20 protein-coding genes are annotated in these 18502 nt (G+C 56.5%); 13 read left to right on the forward strand and 7 right to left on the reverse strand.

The features are described 5' to 3' along the window. Positions 1 to 34 precede the first annotated feature (34 nt). Both AC1RKC_RS16720 and AC1RKC_RS16725 read left to right on the forward strand, forming a co-directional pair. The gene (locus tag AC1RKC_RS16720; protein WP_020825601.1) at positions 35 to 922 is read left to right on the forward strand and encodes an amino acid ABC transporter permease; all 888 of its coding nucleotides are present in this window, start codon (positions 35 to 37) and stop codon (positions 920 to 922) included. A 9-nt stretch (positions 923 to 931) separates the two neighbouring features. After that, the gene (locus AC1RKC_RS16725) at positions 932 to 1759 is read left to right on the forward strand and encodes an amino acid ABC transporter ATP-binding protein (protein WP_020825600.1); all 828 of its coding nucleotides are present in this window, start codon (positions 932 to 934) and stop codon (positions 1757 to 1759) included. 30 nt (positions 1760 to 1789) lie between these two features. Here the strand turns inward: AC1RKC_RS16725 and AC1RKC_RS16730 are convergent, their stop codons facing one another. Next, positions 1790 to 2299, reverse strand: a complete 510-nt coding sequence (locus AC1RKC_RS16730; protein WP_046374300.1) for a VOC family protein — start codon at positions 2297 to 2299, stop codon at positions 1790 to 1792. Between the two features lie 166 nt (positions 2300 to 2465). Here AC1RKC_RS16730 and AC1RKC_RS16735 point away from each other — a divergent pair, with 166 nt between their 5' ends. Both AC1RKC_RS16735 and AC1RKC_RS16740 read left to right on the forward strand, forming a co-directional pair. Next, positions 2466 to 2945: a cold-shock protein gene (locus AC1RKC_RS16735; protein ID WP_041415242.1), complete on the forward strand. Its 480-nt coding sequence runs from the start codon at positions 2466 to 2468 to the stop codon at positions 2943 to 2945. A gap of 87 nt (positions 2946 to 3032) precedes the next feature. Next, complete coding sequence (locus tag AC1RKC_RS16740; RefSeq protein WP_020825597.1) at positions 3033 to 3194, forward strand: YnfU family zinc-binding protein; 162 nt, start codon at positions 3033 to 3035, stop codon at positions 3192 to 3194. 5 nt (positions 3195 to 3199) lie between these two features. On the opposite strand, the gene AC1RKC_RS16745 is transcribed toward AC1RKC_RS16740, so the two are convergent. The 3 genes from AC1RKC_RS16745 to AC1RKC_RS16755 form a co-directional block, all read right to left on the reverse strand. Further along, positions 3200 to 4648, reverse strand: a complete 1449-nt coding sequence (locus AC1RKC_RS16745; protein ID WP_020825596.1) for a GGDEF domain-containing protein — start codon at positions 4646 to 4648, stop codon at positions 3200 to 3202. Positions 4649 to 5311: 663 nt separating this feature from the next. After that, positions 5312 to 5863, reverse strand: a complete 552-nt coding sequence (locus AC1RKC_RS16750) for a flavodoxin family protein (protein ID WP_020825595.1) — start codon at positions 5861 to 5863, stop codon at positions 5312 to 5314. 148 nt (positions 5864 to 6011) lie between these two features. Beyond that, a complete protein-coding gene (locus AC1RKC_RS16755; RefSeq protein WP_046374301.1) occupies positions 6012 to 6905 on the reverse strand; it encodes a LysR family transcriptional regulator in 894 nt (297 codons plus the stop codon). Positions 6906 to 7001: 96 nt separating this feature from the next. On the opposite strand from AC1RKC_RS16755, the gene AC1RKC_RS16760 reads away from it, so the two are divergent. Both AC1RKC_RS16760 and AC1RKC_RS16765 read left to right on the forward strand, forming a co-directional pair. Continuing rightward, positions 7002 to 8063, forward strand: a complete 1062-nt coding sequence (locus tag AC1RKC_RS16760) for an aldo/keto reductase (protein ID WP_493092538.1) — start codon at positions 7002 to 7004, stop codon at positions 8061 to 8063. A 315-nt stretch (positions 8064 to 8378) separates the two neighbouring features. Further along, positions 8379 to 8540, forward strand: coding sequence for a YnfU family zinc-binding protein (locus AC1RKC_RS16765; RefSeq protein WP_216641657.1), 162 nt, complete (start codon positions 8379 to 8381; stop codon positions 8538 to 8540). Between the two features lie 44 nt (positions 8541 to 8584). On the opposite strand, the gene AC1RKC_RS16770 is transcribed toward AC1RKC_RS16765, so the two are convergent. From AC1RKC_RS16770 to AC1RKC_RS16780, 3 genes are all read right to left on the reverse strand, one after another. Beyond that, entirely contained in the window at positions 8585 to 9949 is a 1365-nt protein-coding gene (locus AC1RKC_RS16770; protein WP_176983650.1) for an MFS transporter, read from the reverse strand. A 72-nt stretch (positions 9950 to 10021) separates the two neighbouring features. Further along, positions 10022 to 11494, reverse strand: a complete 1473-nt coding sequence (locus tag AC1RKC_RS16775; RefSeq protein ID WP_235437180.1) for a 2-hydroxymuconic semialdehyde dehydrogenase — start codon at positions 11492 to 11494, stop codon at positions 10022 to 10024. Between the two features lie 150 nt (positions 11495 to 11644). Then, a complete protein-coding gene (locus tag AC1RKC_RS16780) occupies positions 11645 to 12634 on the reverse strand; it encodes a LysR substrate-binding domain-containing protein (protein ID WP_046374304.1) in 990 nt (329 codons plus the stop codon). A 297-nt stretch (positions 12635 to 12931) separates the two neighbouring features. Between AC1RKC_RS16780 and AC1RKC_RS16785 the strand changes: the two genes are divergently transcribed. The 7 genes from AC1RKC_RS16785 to AC1RKC_RS16815 are packed head-to-tail and all read left to right on the forward strand — an operon-like array spanning position 12932 to position 18479. After that, positions 12932 to 13702: a 2-keto-4-pentenoate hydratase gene (locus tag AC1RKC_RS16785; protein WP_493092553.1), complete on the forward strand. Its 771-nt coding sequence runs from the start codon at positions 12932 to 12934 to the stop codon at positions 13700 to 13702. After that, complete coding sequence (locus tag AC1RKC_RS16790; RefSeq protein ID WP_493092537.1) at positions 13699 to 14646, forward strand: acetaldehyde dehydrogenase (acetylating); 948 nt, start codon at positions 13699 to 13701, stop codon at positions 14644 to 14646. The genes AC1RKC_RS16785 and AC1RKC_RS16790 overlap by 4 nt, the downstream gene beginning before the upstream one ends. Beyond that, positions 14643 to 15680 carry a 4-hydroxy-2-oxovalerate aldolase gene (gene dmpG / locus AC1RKC_RS16795; protein ID WP_046374306.1) on the forward strand — a complete coding sequence of 346 codons (1038 nt, stop codon included), beginning with the start codon at positions 14643 to 14645 and terminating at the stop codon, positions 15678 to 15680. The genes AC1RKC_RS16790 and dmpG overlap by 4 nt, the downstream gene beginning before the upstream one ends. Beyond that, on the forward strand, positions 15677 to 16459 hold the full coding sequence (locus tag AC1RKC_RS16800; protein WP_020825586.1) for a 2-keto-4-pentenoate hydratase: 783 nt from the start codon (positions 15677 to 15679) through the stop codon (positions 16457 to 16459). The genes dmpG and AC1RKC_RS16800 overlap by 4 nt, the downstream gene beginning before the upstream one ends. Then, positions 16456 to 16875, forward strand: coding sequence for a RidA family protein (locus tag AC1RKC_RS16805; RefSeq protein WP_020825585.1), 420 nt, complete (start codon positions 16456 to 16458; stop codon positions 16873 to 16875). The genes AC1RKC_RS16800 and AC1RKC_RS16805 overlap by 4 nt, the downstream gene beginning before the upstream one ends. 39 nt (positions 16876 to 16914) lie before the next feature. After that, the gene (locus AC1RKC_RS16810) at positions 16915 to 17487 is read left to right on the forward strand and encodes a 3-hydroxyanthranilate 3,4-dioxygenase (RefSeq protein ID WP_046374308.1); all 573 of its coding nucleotides are present in this window, start codon (positions 16915 to 16917) and stop codon (positions 17485 to 17487) included. Further along, positions 17484 to 18479: an amidohydrolase family protein gene (locus AC1RKC_RS16815; RefSeq protein ID WP_258090322.1), complete on the forward strand. Its 996-nt coding sequence runs from the start codon at positions 17484 to 17486 to the stop codon at positions 18477 to 18479. Before AC1RKC_RS16810 ends, AC1RKC_RS16815 begins: the two co-directional genes overlap by 4 nt. Positions 18480 to 18502: the final 23 nt, after the last annotated feature.

Here is an 18502-nt window from a genome sequence, read left to right on the forward strand (position 1 = left end):
TTAACCCTTTTTTATCTGTTTCAGGAGATCTGCAATGTCCAAACAAGAAGTGTTAAAAGTGGTTCCCGCACGCTACCCGCTACGGCTGGTGGGCGCGCTGTTTTCAGTCTTTATTCTGGCGGCCATCGTCCAGTCGGTGGCGGCTAACGAACGTTGGGAATGGGGCGTATTCGCCGAGTGGTTCTTTGCACCGGCGGTGCTGTCGGGGTTGGGGCAGACCCTGCTGCTGACGCTGCTTGGCACCCTGTTCAGCATCATCTTCGGCACCCTGCTGGCGCTGGCGCGGCTGTCACGCTCTTATCTGCTGGCCTCGCTGGCGTGGGGGTATATCTGGCTGTTCCGCTCACTGCCGCTGATTCTGGTGCTGATTATTTTGTATAACTTTTCATACCTGTACGATGCGATTTCGTTAGGTATTCCCTTTACTTCGGTGGTGTTCGCCAGCTATCCGACCATCGATATTCTCAGCCAGTTCTCCGTGGCGGTGCTGGGGCTGACGCTGGTGCAATCGGCCTATACCGCAGAAATCATCCGCGGCGGCATTCTCGGCGTGGAATACGGCCAGCATGAGGCCGCGGCGGCGCTCGGTCTGCCGGGTTATCGGCGCACCTTTCGTATCATTCTGCCGCAGGCGCTGCGCTCCATCGTTCCGACCGGTTTCAACGAAATCATCAGCCTGGCGAAAGGCACTTCCATCGTTTACGTATTGGCGCTGCCTGAGCTGTTTTACACCATTCAGGTGATCTATAACCGCACTCAGCAGGTGATCCCACTGCTGATGGTCGCCACGATTTGGTACCTGTTCATCACCACCGCACTGTCGGTCATTCAGTATTACATTGAGCGCTATTTCGCCCGGGGCGCGGTCCGCGAACTGCCGCCAACGCCATGGCAGAAACTGGCCGGCTGGTTAAAACGTTAGGAGGATCCCATGTCCGAAGCCATTGATTATTATGCCCTGCGCGAAGCGCCGGTGCGCAACATTGTCCCGGTACCGGCCCGCGGCCTGATTGAGATCAGCAACGTGAGCAAATATTTCGGCAAGCATAAAGCGCTGGACGACGTCAGCCTGACGCTGCAGCCGGGAACCGTCACGGTCATTCTTGGTCCCTCAGGTTCCGGCAAGTCCACCCTGCTGCGGGCCATCAATCATCTCGAGCGCGTCGACGAAGGTTTTATCCGTATCGACGGCGACTACGTCGGCTACCGACGCAAGGGTGACAAGCTGTATGAGCTGAAAGAAAACGCCATTCTCAAGCAGCGCATCAACGTTGGCTATGTGTTCCAGAACTTCAACCTGTTCCCTCACCTGACGGTCCTGGAAAACATCGTTGAAGCGCCGGTGGTACATAAGATTTACTCGCGAGCCCAGGCCAAAGAGGTCGCTTATCAACTGTTGGATACCGTCGGCCTGCGGCACAAGGCGGATGCCTACCCGCGTCACCTGTCCGGTGGTCAGCAACAGCGTATCGCCATTGCTCGTGCTCTGGCGCTGAATCCAAAGGTGATTTTGTTCGATGAACCGACTTCGGCGCTGGATCCTGAACTGGTTGGTGAAGTGTTGGACGTCATCAAAGGACTGGCGGATCTGGGAGTTACGCTGGTGGTGGTAACCCATGAAATTGGCTTTGCGCGCGAAGCGGCGGATCAGATTGTCTTTATGGTCGATGGGCAAATCGTCGAACAGGGCAATGCGCGACAGGTACTGAACCATCCGCAGCATCACCGCACCGTCAACTTTCTCAATAAGGTTCTGTAACTGCAGGGCGCCCTACGGCGCCCCGTTCTATCATGCCTGCGCGAAACGGCGTTTTTCGGCGACGAAATCCAGCGGTTTGATGCCGCGCTGGTTGCGATCTTCTTCTGTCTGCAACGCCGACGGAATAAACCAGGTCACTTCAAACAACAGCCCATCCGGATCGTGACCGTAAATGCTCTTGTGCACGCCATGGTCTTCCTCCAGCCCAAGAATGCCCCGCTGCGCCAATTGATCGCGAATGCGCTCCAGTTCGTCCAGGCTATCGACTTCCCAGGCCAGATGATACAACCCGGCCGGAGGTTCGTTTTCCGCCGGCGGCTCACCGTTAGCGCGAAAAACACCGGCCCGCTGCTGCCCCAGGTTCTTGCTGAACAGCGCCAAATCGTGATCATTATCCGAATCGGCCGCCTGGGTAAACACCGCTTTATCGGGGCTGCCTGAAGGTTTGAGCTTGAATCCCAGCACCTGATGATAAAAGTCCGCGCTGTGCTGCACGTCACTGACATACAACACCGCGTGGTTAAGCCGTTTAATTCCCATCGATTTTCCCTTTCAGAAATGAATAAAGTCAGGCTGAAAATAGCATGCGGCCACCACGCGGCTAAATGCCGTTATCGCATTATCAAATGCCGGGCACGCAATCTGTCACTGCAAGGCATTCCGCGCTATCATAAGCACTGTATTGAACGACTTTATGAGAATGATGATGAACGGCAAGATAACGACTTTTTTTGAAGACAAAGGCTTCGGCTTTATTACCGATGAGAACGGGGAAAATCGTTATTTTCACGTGATTAAAGTGCAAAACCCGGAGCTGATTAAGAAAAACGCGGCGGTGACTTTCGAACCGACCAACAACACCAAAGGCCCGTCGGCATTTGCGGTCAAGGTGCTGGCGTCGAGCAAGTACATCATCATCGCCAACGAAAGAATCAAAATCACCAGCATCAAATCCTTTAATACTTTCACCAAGGAAGTGCCGGTGAAAGCGGACGTGGATAAAGAAAATACCGTGCTGTCGGTTGGCCTGCTGATGAACCGCATCCGCCCGCAGTCTGAGGACGCGTCCCAGACCATGCAAACGCTGCGCATGCTGACCATCACCACCTTCCAGAACGACACCCATACCTTCTCCGAGCACGAGATCGACATGGACGAAACGCTGAAAGTGCTTAAAAGCCTGTAATCCCTTTCCAGGCGTATAAAAAACATTCAAAGCAATTTGATATCACCTGTGTTAGCGTGGGTTTTCACCTGACACAGGCCATTTATTATGTCTGATACCAGCAGTGTTAAAGGTTTCATCAACCGCTCAACCCAAATCGCCTGCCCGAAATGCGCCTATGTGACGACTCAAAAGTGCTCGATGCTGCGGCAAAAAGTCATGCTGATCTGCCCAAACTGCGGCACCGAGTTTGAACCCAAGCAGAACTGACGCCTTTATTTAAACAGAATGTGGTCCACGCTGTTGCCACTGATCACATTAAACGACTCCACCCTGTTACGCCCCTGCGACTTGGCGCGATAAAGCGCGATATCAGCCATATTCATCAGCTGTTCCAGCGATTTCACCTCATTCATCGCCAGATTGGCGACGCCAACGCTGATAGTGATTTTTAACGGAACCTTGCCACCAGGATACAACTCGGTTTTTTGCACCAATTGCCGTAAATGCTCCGCCAACGCCACACCCTGCGCCGCCAGCGCGCGCGGCAACATAATGGCAAACTCTTCTCCACCCAAGCGACCAAATAGCTGATCGTGGCGCAGCTCACGCCTAATGATATGGGCGAACGAAGCCAATACCTGATCGCCGGCCAAATGGCCGTGGGTATCATTGATCTGTTTAAAGTGATCAATATCGATCAACAGCAGCGACACCGCTTCTTTCGATTTATATTTGTGCTCCAGCATTTCACCGGCCTTACGCGTCAGTGCATTACGCGCCAAGACGCCCGTAAGGAAATCATGATTGGCACTGTGCTCCAGGCGCCGCAGCAACTTACGGTTAACCGCGATTGAGCTGGAAAGGATCAGCGGCCCCATGACCAACATGGCGATGCCCAGACGGGCTGACATCAGCGTATCGAGGTAGGCATTATGGTTGTTCGGCGTTTCATACAGCATCAGGTTAGCCGAAATGCTGCTGATCTCGGTCATGCCGGTTAGCAATGTCAGCAGCGTCACGGTGAACAACTGATAGCGGACCGCGCACCACAGCAACGCAGGGATCGGAAAAGCAATCGCCCCCGGCCCGCCGATATACACGCTAAATACCAGTGAAAACAGCAGCGCCAATAGCGGCATACTGGCACGCAGCTGCCAATTGATCTGCAGGCGCAGCAGTTGTTTCAGCCGTGGGGCGGCCAGCAATACCGGCAGCAACAGCAGGTTGGTCGAGAACTGTTCGCTGAACCACGCCAGCCAGGCGATAATCGCCGTGTTGTTGTACAGGCTGTCATTGCGCAGTATCGACAGTGTCGATGCCACTGCCGCACCGCTCAGGCTGGCGGTGAACATATAGAGGATTGCTTGGGGTTTGCCCATCCGGCGCTGCGACTGCGGCAACAGCAGCATCACACCGTAACCGGTAGCAATCAGGGACATGTTGCAGGCATTCAACCACAGCGCCAGCGACAGGCTTTCACCGTTGGTCAAATCGGCGGCGATCATCCCCAGATAGGTGATCAACCACCCCGCAGGGCTGGCATAGGCCGGTTTGCGTAATAATAGACCGAGTAAAATCGCATTCACCGGCCAAAACAGAGAAAGCGAACCTATTGGACGTGTAAAAATACCCAGCAGGGAAAGTAAATAGGCCAGCAGAAAAAGCGTGATCAACTGGATGGCGACCGGCAATCCCTGCTTGGCGTTTATTCTGGCGTTCATCGCCTTATCCATATATTTATAATCACCAGAGCAATTCTATGCATATTCCCTCGCCCGACATGATGAGGAAGACATAACAATCAGAGTTAAAATTAAAAAATACAGACAGATCAGCAACAAAGATAGATTCGTTTTTAATTAACAGAATGCTCTTAACGCCATCGCTCACCGGTATCCTGCAATGCGAAACGGATTTTCACCCGCCCGAAAATAATGTTCAAGGATATCTAACAGCATAGCGTAAACCATCACCGATGATCACAACGCCAAAACCATAATAATAAAATGGGTATTTTACCTACCGCTCAAGCCATGCTGCCGGTTATTATTTTCCGGTAAGACGCAACGAAGCGCAATTCATAAAAAAAGCCCGCGCAATGCGGGCTCGCTTGAAGAGCAGCTAATTGACAGTTACGACACGATCATTGCATGACCCTGTTGCCGCTCATTGTATCGCCGGAAGCTTAAGCCCACCTTAGCAACAAAAAACCCGGCCTAGGAACCGGGAATATTTGTACGAAATGCAGTGTTAGCCCAAGCAGGCTAATAACGCACACTAATTTACGCCCCAATTGTGTAGAAAAAATGAGCGCCTCAAAGCGTGCGTATGAATAAAAGCGTACCTGGCTAATCTCCCCCCCTGCGCGTGCAAGGGGATAATGCTTACGCCAATTTGGCGGCAAATGCCGCAACGCGCTGGCCGTACAGCGTAGCCGTTTCCAGATCGCCCGACAGCATTTCATCCACGCCGGCGTCTGCAGGGGTCTGCACCAGCAGACCAACGGACCCGCCGAGGTTGTTCACATCGGTACGTTGCGCCGCCTTGGTATTGGCCGGCATCAGCCCCAGACTGACCCACAGACCACCATGCTGAGAGGCCAGCGTTTGCAGCGCGATCAGCGTCACCTGCTTGTCGCCGTTCAGGCTGGCGCTGTTAGTGAAGCCACCAAAAACCTTGTCCTGCCATTTGCGGGTAAACCAGGCTTTTGAACTGGCATCGGCGAATTTTTTGAATTGCCAGGACGGGCCCCCCATATAGGTCGGCGAACCAAAGATAATGGCATCCGCCTCATCCAGTTTTTGCCAGGCTTCATCGCTGATATTGCCTTCCTGATCGATAGCGATCAGTTCAGCTTCGGCACCTTGCGCAACCACGTTTGCCAAACGTTCGGTGTGGCCGTAGCCGGAGTGAAAAATTACCACTGTCTTCGCCATTAGAAACTCCCTGATCGTTGTATAAGGGTGCCTATGGCACCCGGGGATACTCTGATCCAATCTAATCAACTGTCTCCGAAGTGAATACCAAATTTATCTGACAGAGTTATTCAAAAAAACCGGATACTCGTCAGCTCACCACCACCAGCTAGCCCTGCTGCCGGGCGAAGTCAATAAACACACGCAGCGGCCGCGGCATTTGCCGATTAGCGGGATAATAAAGGTAAAATCCGGGGAAAGGCGGCGTCCAGCCCGTGAGCAACGAAAGCAACCGGCCGTCCCTAAGGGCCTCAGCCACCTGGCTCTCGAACAAGTAGGCAATCCCCAGCCCATCCATAGCAGCACGCACCAGAACCTGCGGTTCATCCACGATCAAGGGCCCCTCCACTGCAATCTCCAGCTTTTCGCCACCGCGCTCGAACTCCCAGCGATAGAGACTGCCGTTGGTCGGCCAGCGAGTATTTAGGCAACGATGCTGCCGTAGCGCCTCCGGCGTCTGTGGTACGCCGTAACGAGCCAGGTATGTCGGCGAGGCGACCACGCACATGCGTTGCTCGCCTCCCAGCGCAACCGCCACCATGTCTTTTTCCAGCCGCTCATGCAGACGTACGCCCGCGTCGAAACCGGCGGCAACAATATCCACCAGCCGATCGTCCACGCTTAGATCCACCACAATATCGGGATAATGTGCATTGAACGGCGCTAACAACGGGGCCAGATAATAAATCGCCGCCAAACCGGACGCGTTAAGGCGTAGCGTGCCCGCCGGTTGTAAACGCAGCGCAGCCGTCTGGGTGACCGCGGCCTCAATTTCGGCCAAGGCCGGCGAAAGGCGCGCTAACAGCTGCTCCCCCGCTTGGGTGAGGGCCACGCTGCGAGTGGTGCGATTCAACAGCCGAACACCAAGCCGGGTCTCCAGATTACGCTGAGTCTGGCTGAGCGCGGAAGCGGACATACCCAGTTGCGCTGCGGCACGGGCAAAACCGCCATGTTCCACAATGGCAGCAAAAGCGCGCAGCTCTGCAAAGTCACTTCCTCTCATTATGCCTCCTGCGCTTAATAATTCATGAAGATTATAGCGTATTCAATCAGAGTATCGCAGGGCCTATTCTGGGGAAAAACCACAGAGGAATGCACGATGCATACATCACTGGCCCTAAACCACTACCGTCTACTGGGCCGTTCCGGCCTGCGCGTCTCGCCGCTGGCACTCGGCACCATGACCTTCGGCACCGACTGGGGCTGGGGGGCGGAACAGGCGGAGGCCCGCCGTTTGTTTGACGTTTACGTCGAGCGCGGCGGCAATTTCATCGATACCGCCAACCGCTACACCGAAGGCAGCGCCGAGCGTTTTGTCGGGGAGTTCGCCGCCAGACGCCGCGATCGGTTGGTAATCGCCACTAAATACACGCTGCCCATGCAACCTGATAATCCCAACTCCGGCGGCAACCATCGCAAGAGCATGGTGCGCTCAGTGGAAGACAGCCTGCAGCGCCTTAATACCGATTATATCGACCTGCTGTATCTGCACGCCTGGGATTTCACCACACCGGTGGAAGAGATCATGCGCGCCATGGATGACCTGGTGCGCGCCGGCAAGGTGCTGTACCTGGCCGTTTCGGATCTGCCCGCCTGGCAGGCCGCCAGAATGCAAACCCTGGCAGAGTTGCGCGGCTGGTCACCGCTGATTGGCCTGCAGATCGAATACAGCCTGCTGGAACGCACCGTAGAGCGTGAGCTGATCCCGATGGCACAGGAAATGGGCCTCGGTGTGATCCCTTGGTCACCGCTGTCCGGCGGTATCTTGAGCGGCAAATACAGCCGACGTGATTTGCAGCCCATGGGGGAAGAGAACGGGACAAGGCGCGCAATGGTACGCAATAAGGGCGTGCTGACCGAACGCAATCTTGTGATTGCCGAACAGGCACAGGCGCTGGCCGACGAATCCGGCTTCAGCGCTTCGCAAGTGGCCCTGGCCTGGACGCTGCGTAACCCGGCGGTGACCGCCCCCATTATTGGCGCACGTACGCTGGCGCAATTGGAAGATAATCTGGGGGCATTAGACGTCCGGCTCACAGAAGAGCAATGGCAACGGCTGGAAACTGCCAGTGCCATCGAGCTCGGTTTCCCTCATGATTTTCTGGCGTTGCAGGCCACGCGCGACATTATGTTTGGCGGGCAAATGATTGAGCGCAGGTAAAAAAAATCCCGCACAAGGCGGGATAAACTTAACAGGGATGGGGTAATACACTACAGGGAATGGATAACACACAACATCATCGGGTAGCTGTTAAATTACCAGCCACAATGTATAGAACTGTCATGCCTGCGTAAGGTTGCTCCGACAGATGTAACCTCGGATGGAAATGTGACATTTTTACTGCGGCGCCGCTTGTTCATCGGCGCCAAAGTCCCGGCACCGCCCTCGCAGAAATGATTAATAAACAATCAATAAAGGGCTATTAACCCCGAGCAATGCTAAACTGAGGCTCCTTACATCTACCCGGTGAAAGATATGTCTATCTTTGATGCCCTTAAGATGTTCAGCGACTCATCAGTAAAAGTGACCTGCCCGAAATGCGCTCACGTATCTGAACAAAACAGTCGCAAAATGCGTAAAAACATCACCATGATCTGCCCTAAATGCGGGCACTATTTCCTTCCTGACGACAAGTAACGCCTTTCTCTTTCTCTGCTGCAGTGTCAAACGCAAGCGTAACGTCACTGTTTATCCGGCAAGCGAGCCAACAGCAGTTCTCGCCGCCGTCCGCTGAAATACTTCAGCATCAACGCCAGGCAAACCAACCAGGCAGGGATCAGCAACAGGCTAAAAATGGCCGCGGCGGGATACTGGTAACGCAGCAGTTCCGCACCGGCGAGCACGCCGAATATAGCGCCAAAACGCCCTACTCCATACATGCTGCCCACCCCGGTGGCGCGGCAGCTGGTGGGATAATACGAAGCAGACAGTGACGCCAGCGCAGATTGCCCGCCACCGGAAGCAAATCCCATAAAGAACACCAGTGAACCCAACAGCAGTGTATGAGTGACGTTACCAACCGCCAGGCCCACGCCATAGGCCAATACCCCGGCGGCCAGATAGGTCAGCGCCAGGACCTTATTGGGTTCACGGCGATCCATCACCCAACCTATCACTATTGACCCCACCCCACCGCCTAACGGGAACAGCGCACTGATATGGGAAAATTGCAGCACCGACAGCCCCGCCTCTTTTAGCAACAGCGGCATCCAGCTAACAATCATGTAAAACACCAGCATGCTCATAAAACAGCTCAGCCACAGCAACCCTGTGACGGTGCGATGCGGCGAAGTCAGAATGGCACGGATAGCGGAATGTCCGTCGGCTATTTTTTCCGCAATGACGAAGTGCTCAGCCCGCTCGGCCCCTTCCTTCTTTATGCGCTGTAAAACGGCGCGAATACGGGCGCTGGGATAGCGCTTAAGCACCATATAACGCACCGATTCGGGCAATAACCAAGGTAAGGCTACGCACAGCAGGATAGGCACCACGCCCCCTACCACCAACACTGAACGCCAGCCAAATGAAGGGATAAGGTAACCGGCCAGCAGGCCACCGACGGCCGCTCCCAGCGGGAAACCGCACAGCATGGCACTGACTATCATGGTGCGCCGTTTGCTGGGGCAGTATTCGGACAGCAGCGTGATGCTATTGGGCATCGCAGCCCCTAACCCTAATCCGGTAATAAAACGCAGCAGGGTCAATGATCCTATCGAAGTTGACCAGGCGGTTGCCAGACTGAACACCCCAAACAACAATACGGAATAGATCACCGCCGGTTTGCGGCCCACCCTGTCTGCCAGCGGCCCGGACAGCAGCGAACCAAACGCCAGGCCAAACAACGCCGCGCTCATGGCGGGCCCCAGTTCGGCTTTCTGCACTCCCCATTCGTCCAGCAGTGAAGGGGCCACGTAGGCAATCGCAGCCATGTCGTAACCGTCCATGAAAATCACCAAAAAACACAGCAGAAGCAGTAGCCATTGGAACGGGGAAAATGGCGATTGATCGATAAAGGCTTCAATATCCAGAGATGCACCATGAGACATGAGGTCAGGCTCCTGTCAGCGAAGAGGGGGGACTCTGCGGGCTGCCACGGGCTGTCGGCAGCCGGTGAGCGATTATAGTTTTATGCAGACATTGCTGATTTCAGAATAAAAGTCCAAAGAGTGACGCCCGCCCTCGCGCCCCATACCGGACAGTTTGCTGCCGCCAAACGGGGTGCGCAGATCGCGGGCATACCAGCTGTTAACCCAGACGATGCCGGTATGAACACGCCGAGCCAGGCGATGCGCCCGCCCTACCTGACTGGTCCATAACGCGCAGGCCAGACCATATTGGCTGTCGTTGACCCGCGCCAGCACTTCCTCTTCGTTATCGAAAGGCGATATGTGACATACCGGTCCAAAAATCTCTTCGCGCACGCAGCGTGCGTCGTCGCCCAGGCCGGTCCAAATGGTTGGGCGGATCCAGGAGCCGTTATCGCGCTCGTCACCGAATACCGGTACCTCACCGCCGGTGATCAGGGTGGCTCCTTCGCTACGCGCCAGCGCGAAATAGGAAAGCACTTTATCCCGGTGCTTTTGCGACACCAGCGGACCGAGATCCACGCCCTCCTCATCGGGATAACCTATTTTCAAGGCTTCGGCCCGTTCTTTTAATGCCGCGACGAAACGATCGAAGATCGGGCGCTCGACATAGACACGTTCAGAGCACAAACACACTTGCCCAGTGTTGAAAAATGAGGAGCGTGCTACGCCGGCGACCGCCGCCTCAAAGTCAGCATCGGCAAACACCACCGCGGCATTTTTCCCGCCCAATTCGAAAGAGACTTCTTTTACGCCATCCGCCACCGCTTTCATGATGGCGCTGCCCGTACGAGATTCGCCGGTAAAGGAAACGGCGGCAATCTCCGGCTGGCGGGTAAGGTACTCGCCTGCGGAACCCGGTCCGAAACCGTGGATCAGGTTAAATACCCCGGCAGGCAAACCGGCCTCATGCATTACATGCGCCAGCAGCGTTGCTGAAGAGGGCGTTTCTTCCGACGGTTTGCACACCACGGTGTTACCCATGGCCAACGCTGGCCCGAGTTTCCAGGTCAGCAGCAGCAGCGGCAAGTTCCAGGGAGAAATCACGGCCACCACCCCAAGTGGTTTGCGGACCGTATAGTTGAACAGCAGGCCACCATCGGCCTGTGGCGTTTCGCAGCATTCATTGACCGAGGTTGCAGCCAGATCGGCGAAGGTACGGAAGTTGGCAATGGCGCGGGGAACGTCCAGCGTACGCGCCAGACTCTCGGGGCGTCCAGTGTCCGCCACTTCTGCCGCGACAAATTCGTCAAAACGGGCTTCGATACCCTCGGCCACCCGGTGCAATAGCGCCACACGTTCCGGCACGCTCAGTTGCCCCCAGGGCCCGGAGAGTGCGGCATGGGCGGCCTTGACCGCTGCCGCTACCTGCGCTTCCCCCGCTTCGGCAACTCGCGAAACGAGGTGTCCATCAACGGGGCTGATATTGTCGAACTGCCGGATCCCATCGACAAACTGGCCGTCGATATACAAGGGTAAATCCGGCGCGGATTGATAAATTGCCACGGCACTGTTCCTCCTGAGTCACAAAGCGGCACGAAGAAACCTGCCATTGGCGTCTGAAAGCAACGCCGTTGGAGAGGAGCTTCGACCGGGTATCGTTACGCAGTGTAGGGAGCCGTAGAAATAAGGTGAAAATGAATAAAGCGGGCTTTGCTATGCCGTTTGGTTATAGCCAGGCAACGCATTGTCTTCCTGAACCGCCAATTTCAGGCATTCAATCAGTTGCCTGCTCGCCGGCGTCAAAGGCTTATCTTCACGGATGGAAAACCCGACCTCGGTGGAAGGGCCCACGTCGCCAAGCGGCAGTTGGAACAGCAGACCGGCCGCAATAAAGCGCCGCGCCGCGGCGGTCGGCATCAGGCCAAGGAATGAAGAATCCACCAGCAGGTTGACGTTGGTCAGCAGCGACAATGACTCCACGATATTTTCAGGGGCCGGCAGCCCGGACTCCTTGAAGAATTGATCGGCCACACGCCGGGCCGGCGAGTCGAGCGGCGGCAGGATCCACGGCCATGACGCAAGGTGTTGAAGGTTAAGATTGGCTTCTTGCACCAGCGGATGGCGGCTGCCGGCCACCACGCAAAGGCTGTTGCAATATAATGCCCGGTGACTCAGCGCCATGCGTGCAGTCAGAGGCGCATCGGGCTCGGGCAAACGCCCTACCACCACATCCAGCTCACCGGTTGCTAATGCAGGAAATAAGTAATCCTGCGGCCCTTCCCGTACGGTGACCAGAATTTTGGGTGCTCGTTCTTTCAGCAACAAGATGGCGCGCGGCAACAAACGGGCGCTGGCCGAGATCTGCGTTCCCACCACAACATGGCCGGTAACGCCGCCCTTGAAGGTGTTCAGCTCATCGGTCAGGTAGCGCAGCTCGGCAATCACCGATTTAACCCGCTCTCCCAGCAAGACACCACAGTCCGTTGGGGTCACGCCCCGATTATTACGATCGAACAGGATGGTATCCAGCTGTTGTTCCAGTTCGCGGATCGCTTTGGTCACGGCGGGCTGGGTCAGATTCAGCTCCCGAGCCGCACGCGCAATCGACTGATTGCGTAATACCCGGTCAAAAATCAGCAGTGGACGCAGCTTGAGCCGGTTCAGGATCATATCGCTAACGTTAAAAGGGGAACGTTCATTCATTGCCGTTTACTCCCAAAAATCGTCTGGCCCAGGCACCAAGTCTGGCGACTATGGCATAACTTTAAGGAATAGCAAAAGCCACTTTATTCATTTTTCGCTTATTGGCCATCTGATTAGACTGCCCTGTATCCACTCTCGCCGGCTGGCTAAATCGTGTTCGCCAACGCTCTCTTTCTTCAAGGGCATGACTCACGACAATACCCAGCCGCAGGGAAAACGGCCACGTTCACGCGTGGCGCATAACAGGAGAGTCATGTGTCAAATTCACTGAAGCCTGAACACCATGAAGCGGCCAAAATGCTCAGGCAGGCCGCCGAGAGTGGCCGCCCCTGCGCGCCGGTTCGCCACCTGGTGGGTTCACAGGATATCGATGCCGCCTATGCCGTACAGCGGGTCAATAACCAAGAGCGGATCCAAAAGGGACACCGGCCGGTGGGCAGCAAAATCGGGCTGACGTCGACGGCGGTACAGCGCCAACTGGGGGTCAATCAACCGGATTTCGGCCAGCTGTTCGCCGACATGGCGCTGTGTGACGGTGAAGAGATTGCCGCCGGTCGGCTGATTCAGCCCAAGGTGGAAGCCGAGATCGCCTTGGTACTTGAACGGGATCTGCCCCATGAAAAAAACACGCTCGCCGACCTGATCCGCGCCACCGCCTATCTGCTGCCCGCTCTCGAAGTGGTTGATAGCCGCATCGCCGGCTGGGATATCTCGCTGGCGGACACCATTGCCGATAACGCCTCCTGCGGTCTGTTCGTGCTGGGTAATCGCCCGGTGCTGTTGAAGGACGTCGATCTGCTGGGCTGCGGCATGGTGCTGGAGCGCGCTGGCGAACCGGTTTCGGTGGGTGCCGGAGCGGCCTGTCTGGGCAATCCGCTGCTTGCCGCCTTGTGGTTGGCGGACACGCTGGCGCAACGCGGCAACGCATTGCGAGCCGGCGATATCATCCTCACTGGCGCATTGGGGCCGATGGTAGCGGCCTGCGCTGGGGATGTGTTTAGCGCCCGCATTGAGGGCCTCGGTCAGGTCAGCGGCCGCTTCGCTCCTGCCGCAGGAGGCGATCAATGAGCAACTCAGCGCAAATTGCCGCTGCAATCATCGGTTCGGGCAACATCGGCACCGATCTGATGATTAAGATCCTGCGCCACGGTCAGCACCTGAAAATGGCTGCGATGGTCGGAATCGATCCTGCCTCCGACGGCCTGGCCCGTGCGAATCGGCTGGGTGTGGCGACGACGTCTGAAGGCATTGATGGCCTGCTCGCGCTGCCCGATTTCAGCGAAATCAAAGTGGTTTTTGACGCCACTTCGGCCGGGGCGCACGCGCACCACAATAAGTTGTTGCAACAGTACGGTGTACGGGTAATCGACCTGACTCCGGCAGCCATCGGCCCCTACGTGGTGCCGGTAGTCAACCTGGCAACTCAGGGCGACGCCCCCAATCTGAATATGGTCACCTGCGGCGGACAAGCCACCATTCCGATGGTGGCCGCCGTCGCCACCGTCACCGATGTTTACTATGCCGAGATCGTCGCGTCGGTCTCCAGCCGTTCTGCCGGGCCCGGCACTCGCGCAAACATCGACGAATTTACCGAAACCACCGCGCTGGCACTGCAAAGCGTAGGCGGCGCAAGGCGCGGCAAGGCCATCATTATCCTCAACCCGGCCGAACCGCCCTTGATGATGCGCGATACCGTTTTCTGCCTGACGCCACCGAGCGATCGGCAAGCAATCACCGAGGCGGTGGTTGCCATGGTCGCCAAAGTGCAAGAGTACGTTCCCGGCTATCGGCTCAAGCAGGAAGTCCAGTTTGAAACCATCGCCCCGGCCGATGCGCACCTTTACCCGGATCTGGGGCCGCAGGGTGGCCTGAAAGTCTCCATCTTCCTGGAGGTCGAAGGGGCCGCTCACTATTTACCGGCCTACGCCGGCAACCTCGACATCATGACGTCAGCCGCACTGGCCTGCGGTGAGCATATCGCAAGGCGTTTGCTGCAAGGTCAGGGAGCATGAAGATGAAAAAACTCTATATCTCCGACGTCACTCTGCGTGACGGTTCCCACGCGGTACGCCACCGTTACTCGCTGCCACAGGTCAGACAAATCGCCACCGCGTTGGATCGCGCTGGGGTCGACTCGATCGAAGTGGCCCACGGTGATGGGCTATCCGGCTCCAGCTTCAACTACGGCTTCGGCGCGCACAGCGACGTCGAGTGGATTGCCGCTGCCGCAGAGTCGGTCAGCCATGCCCGGATCGCGACGCTGCTGTTGCCGGGTATCGGTACCGTTCACGATTTGCGTAATGCCTATGATGCCGGCGCACGGGTAGTGCGCGTCGCCACTCACTGCATCGAAGCGGATATTTCGCGCCAACACATTAGCTATGCGCGTGAGCTGGGGATGGATACCGTCGGTTTTCTGATGATGTCCCACATGGCTGAACCCAAACATCTGGCACAGCAGGCGAAACTGATGGAGTCCTACGGGGCCACCTGCGTGTACGTGGTCGATTCTGGCGGCGCCATGCTGATGCAGGATATCCGCGATCGCTTCCGTGCTCTGCGCGAGGTGCTCGATGAAAACACGGAAATTGGCATGCACGCTCACCATAATTTAGCGCTTGGGGTCGCCAACTCGATTGTCGCAGTGGAGGAAGGCTGTCAGCGGGTCGACGCTTCGCTGGCCGGTCAGGGCGCCGGTGCCGGCAATGCGCCGCTTGAGGTCTTTATCGCCACCGCCGAACGTTTGGGCTGGAACCACGGTTGCGACCTGCTGCAACTGATGGACGCGGCAGACGATCTGGTGCGTCCATTGCAGGATCGTCCGGTACGCGTCGATCGTGAGAGCCTGTCGCTGGGGTATGCCGGCGTCTACTCCAGTTTTCTGCGCCATGCCGAAAAGGCGGCGGAGCAGTATCAACTTAAAACCGCCGATATCTTATTGGAGGTCGGCCGTCGGCGTATGGTCGGCGGCCAGGAAGATATGATCGTTGACGTCGCCCTGGATTTGCTGGCCCAGCGAAACAGGCTTCAGGAGAACATTGCATGAGCAAAATCATGGATCTTACCGCACTGGCCACTCAGCTAGACCAGGCCACACTCAGCCAGCAAGCCACCGCACAGTTAACCGGACAGCAGGCTCTGGATCTTCCCACGGCCTATCGGATTCAGGCTGAAGGGATCCGGCTGCGCGAGCAGCGTGGAGAGCGTCGCGTCGGCCTGAAGCTGGGTTTCACCAGCCGCGCCAAAATGCAGCAGATGGGCGTTGACCATCTTATTTGGGGAGAACTGACCGATGCCATGCAGATTGAAGAAGGAGGAACACTGGATCTGCGCGAGTTGATCCACCCGCGCGTGGAACCTGAACTCTGTTTTATCACCGGCAAAGAGATCAATGGCCCGCTGTCCCTGGCCGAAGCCGGCCGGGTGCTTGAAGGGGTATGCCCTGCGCTGGAGATTATCGATTCCCGTTACCGCGATTTCCGCTTCACCCTTGAGGACGTGATTGCCGACAACTGCTCATCCGCCAAATTCGTCGTGGGGGCCTTGCAGAACCCGCAGCGCGCCATCGATAACCTTGGTGTGGTGATGAACTTTCATGGGCGTCCGGTGCAGGTTGGCAGCACCGCAGCTATTCTTGGGCATCCATTGCGTGCACTGGTACAGATCGCCAGCCTGCTGCATCAACAAGAACGCGTACTGCCTGCCGGTTCGGTGATCCTCGCTGGCGCGGCAACCGCAGCAGAAGCTTTACGCCCCGGGCTACATGTCAGCGTCGATATTTCCGGTTTTGGGCGAACGGCATTTCATACCGAGGGCCAGCTATGACTAACCAGGCTGTGGTTGTTAAGGGAAAAGCCGCCCCGCGCGGACGTTTTCCACACGTGAAACGGGCCGGCGACTTTCTGTTTGTCTCCGGCACCAGTGCCAGATTGCCGGACAACAGTATTGCCGGGGCCGAAGCCGATGCCATGGGTGCAACCCGCCTGGCTATCGACGTTCAGACTCGCGCGGTGCTCGATAATATTCGCGACATCCTGCGCAGTGTCGGAGCCGACCTGAATGATGTTGTCGAGATCAGCGCTTTTCTCGTCAATATGAACGATTTTGCTGGCTATAACGCGGTTTATGCCGACTATTTTGACTACGACGGCCCAACCCGCACCACCGTGGCGGTGCATCAACTGCCCCACCCGCACTTGTTAATTGAAATCAAGGCCATCGCCTATAAGCCCCAAAAATAACCTGTGCATATCCTCTGCCCTACGAATCGGAGAATAACAATGTCTAACTTCAAATATGGATTTCCGCTCAACTTCAATACTTGGCTAGACAGTAACGCGCATCGGCTCAAGCCTCCGGTCAATAACCAACAGATCTGGCAGGACAGCGATTACATGGTCACCGTCGTCGGCGGGCCGAACCAGCGCACCGATTTTCACGATAACCCGGTAGAGGAGTTCTTCTACCAGTTTAAAGGGAATGCCTATCTGAACATCTGGGATGACGGCCGTTATGACCGCATCGACCTGCGTGAAGGGGACATTTTCCTGATGGCACCCCATGTGCTTCATTCTCCTCAACGCCCGGAAGAGGGCAGCCTTTGCCTGGTGCTGGAACGGATGCGCCCGGAAAATGAGCCGGACGCCATACAGTGGTCATGCGCGGCCTGCGGCAACCTGATCAAAAGATATGAAATGAACCTCAAGAGCATCGTGGCGGATCTCCCCCCGGTTTATGAACAATTTTATGCAACCAGCGATGAAGAACGCCGCTGCAGCCAGTGCGGCGAGATCCACCCAAGCCGCGATGCACAAACCTGGCATCGCACACTGAAGGCAACAGAAACCCGATGAAAATAGATATCCACTCGCATTTTTTCCCTAAAATCAGCCAACAAGAGGCTGCCAGGCTGGATGTTGAGCGGGCTCCCTGGTTGGCAATCCACGGGCGCGAAGGCCAGATCATGCTCAATGATAAGCCTTTCCGGCCGGTCTATGACGCCCTGTGGGATGCCGAACGCCGCCTGGAACAGCTGGATGAACAGCAGATCGATATTCAGATCATGTGCGCCACGCCGGTCATGTTTGCCTATGACGTCGCTCTCGATCGCGCCCTGCCCTGGGTCCAATTGATGAACGATCGGGCGCTGGAGATGGCGTCTGCCAATCCGCGACGGCTGAAGGTGCTGGCGCAGGTTCCCCTGCAGGACAGCGAGGCCGCCTGCCGCGAAGCCAGCCGGGCAAAAGAGTGTGGTCATATTGGCGTGCAAATAGGTAATCACGTAGGAGCAAAGGATCTGGACCATGAATCGCTGATCGTCTTTCTGACCCACTGCGCCCACGAGGGTATCCCGGTGCTGGTACATCCCTGGGATATGATGGGCGGCGCGGAGCGTATGAAGAAATGGATGCTGCCCTGGCTGGTGGCAATGCCGGCGGAAACGCAATTGGCGATCCTCTCTTTGATCCTCTCAGGCGCCTTCGAACGCTTGCCGCGCAGCCTGAAACTCTGCTTTGCCCACGGGGGCGGCAGCTTTGCTTACCTGATGGGGAGGGTTGATAACGCCTGGGAGCAGCGCGATATCGTGCGAGAAGATTGCCCGCATAAACCGTCAAGCTATCTGGATCGCTTCTCCGTCGACTCCGCGGTGTTCGATCCACGGGCGCTAGAGCTTCTGGTGGATACCCTGGGTGCGGAACGGGTCATGCTGGGCTCCGATGCTCCCTTCCCGCTGGGGGAACAACAGATTGGCCATTTGGTCAGCAGCTCTGCCTTGCCGGAGAAAAGTAAGCGTCAGATTTTGGGTGAGAACGCGCAGTCGTTTTTCTGTTTGCCGAACCGGTAACCGCCGCATTTCGGGAACGAGAT

This window comes from Serratia sp. GW822-FHT06E05 (assembly GCF_058799445.1).

Coding starts and splice junctions, on each gene's coding strand:
- AC1RKC_RS16720 (WP_020825601.1), top strand. CDS start 35: ATGTCCAAACAAGAAGTGTTAAAAGTGGTTCCCGCACGCTACCCGCTA.
- AC1RKC_RS16725 (WP_020825600.1), top strand. CDS start 932: ATGTCCGAAGCCATTGATTATTATGCCCTGCGCGAAGCGCCGGTGCGC.
- AC1RKC_RS16730 (WP_046374300.1), bottom strand. CDS start 2,299: ATGGGAATTAAACGGCTTAACCACGCGGTGTTGTATGTCAGTGACGTG.
- AC1RKC_RS16735 (WP_041415242.1), top strand. CDS start 2,466: ATGAACGGCAAGATAACGACTTTTTTTGAAGACAAAGGCTTCGGCTTT.
- AC1RKC_RS16740 (WP_020825597.1), top strand. CDS start 3,033: ATGTCTGATACCAGCAGTGTTAAAGGTTTCATCAACCGCTCAACCCAA.
- AC1RKC_RS16745 (WP_020825596.1), bottom strand. CDS start 4,648: ATGAACGCCAGAATAAACGCCAAGCAGGGATTGCCGGTCGCCATCCAG.
- AC1RKC_RS16750 (WP_020825595.1), bottom strand. CDS start 5,863: ATGGCGAAGACAGTGGTAATTTTTCACTCCGGCTACGGCCACACCGAA.
- AC1RKC_RS16755 (WP_046374301.1), bottom strand. CDS start 6,905: ATGAGAGGAAGTGACTTTGCAGAGCTGCGCGCTTTTGCTGCCATTGTG.
- AC1RKC_RS16760 (WP_493092538.1), top strand. CDS start 7,002: ATGCATACATCACTGGCCCTAAACCACTACCGTCTACTGGGCCGTTCC.
- AC1RKC_RS16765 (WP_216641657.1), top strand. CDS start 8,379: ATGTCTATCTTTGATGCCCTTAAGATGTTCAGCGACTCATCAGTAAAA.
- AC1RKC_RS16770 (WP_176983650.1), bottom strand. CDS start 9,949: ATGTCTCATGGTGCATCTCTGGATATTGAAGCCTTTATCGATCAATCG.
- AC1RKC_RS16780 (WP_046374304.1), bottom strand. CDS start 12,634: ATGAATGAACGTTCCCCTTTTAACGTTAGCGATATGATCCTGAACCGG.
- AC1RKC_RS16785 (WP_493092553.1), top strand. CDS start 12,932: ATGCTCAGGCAGGCCGCCGAGAGTGGCCGCCCCTGCGCGCCGGTTCGC.
- AC1RKC_RS16790 (WP_493092537.1), top strand. CDS start 13,699: ATGAGCAACTCAGCGCAAATTGCCGCTGCAATCATCGGTTCGGGCAAC.
- dmpG (WP_046374306.1), top strand. CDS start 14,643: ATGAAGATGAAAAAACTCTATATCTCCGACGTCACTCTGCGTGACGGT.
- AC1RKC_RS16800 (WP_020825586.1), top strand. CDS start 15,677: ATGAGCAAAATCATGGATCTTACCGCACTGGCCACTCAGCTAGACCAG.
- AC1RKC_RS16805 (WP_020825585.1), top strand. CDS start 16,456: ATGACTAACCAGGCTGTGGTTGTTAAGGGAAAAGCCGCCCCGCGCGGA.
- AC1RKC_RS16810 (WP_046374308.1), top strand. CDS start 16,915: ATGTCTAACTTCAAATATGGATTTCCGCTCAACTTCAATACTTGGCTA.
- AC1RKC_RS16815 (WP_258090322.1), top strand. CDS start 17,484: ATGAAAATAGATATCCACTCGCATTTTTTCCCTAAAATCAGCCAACAA.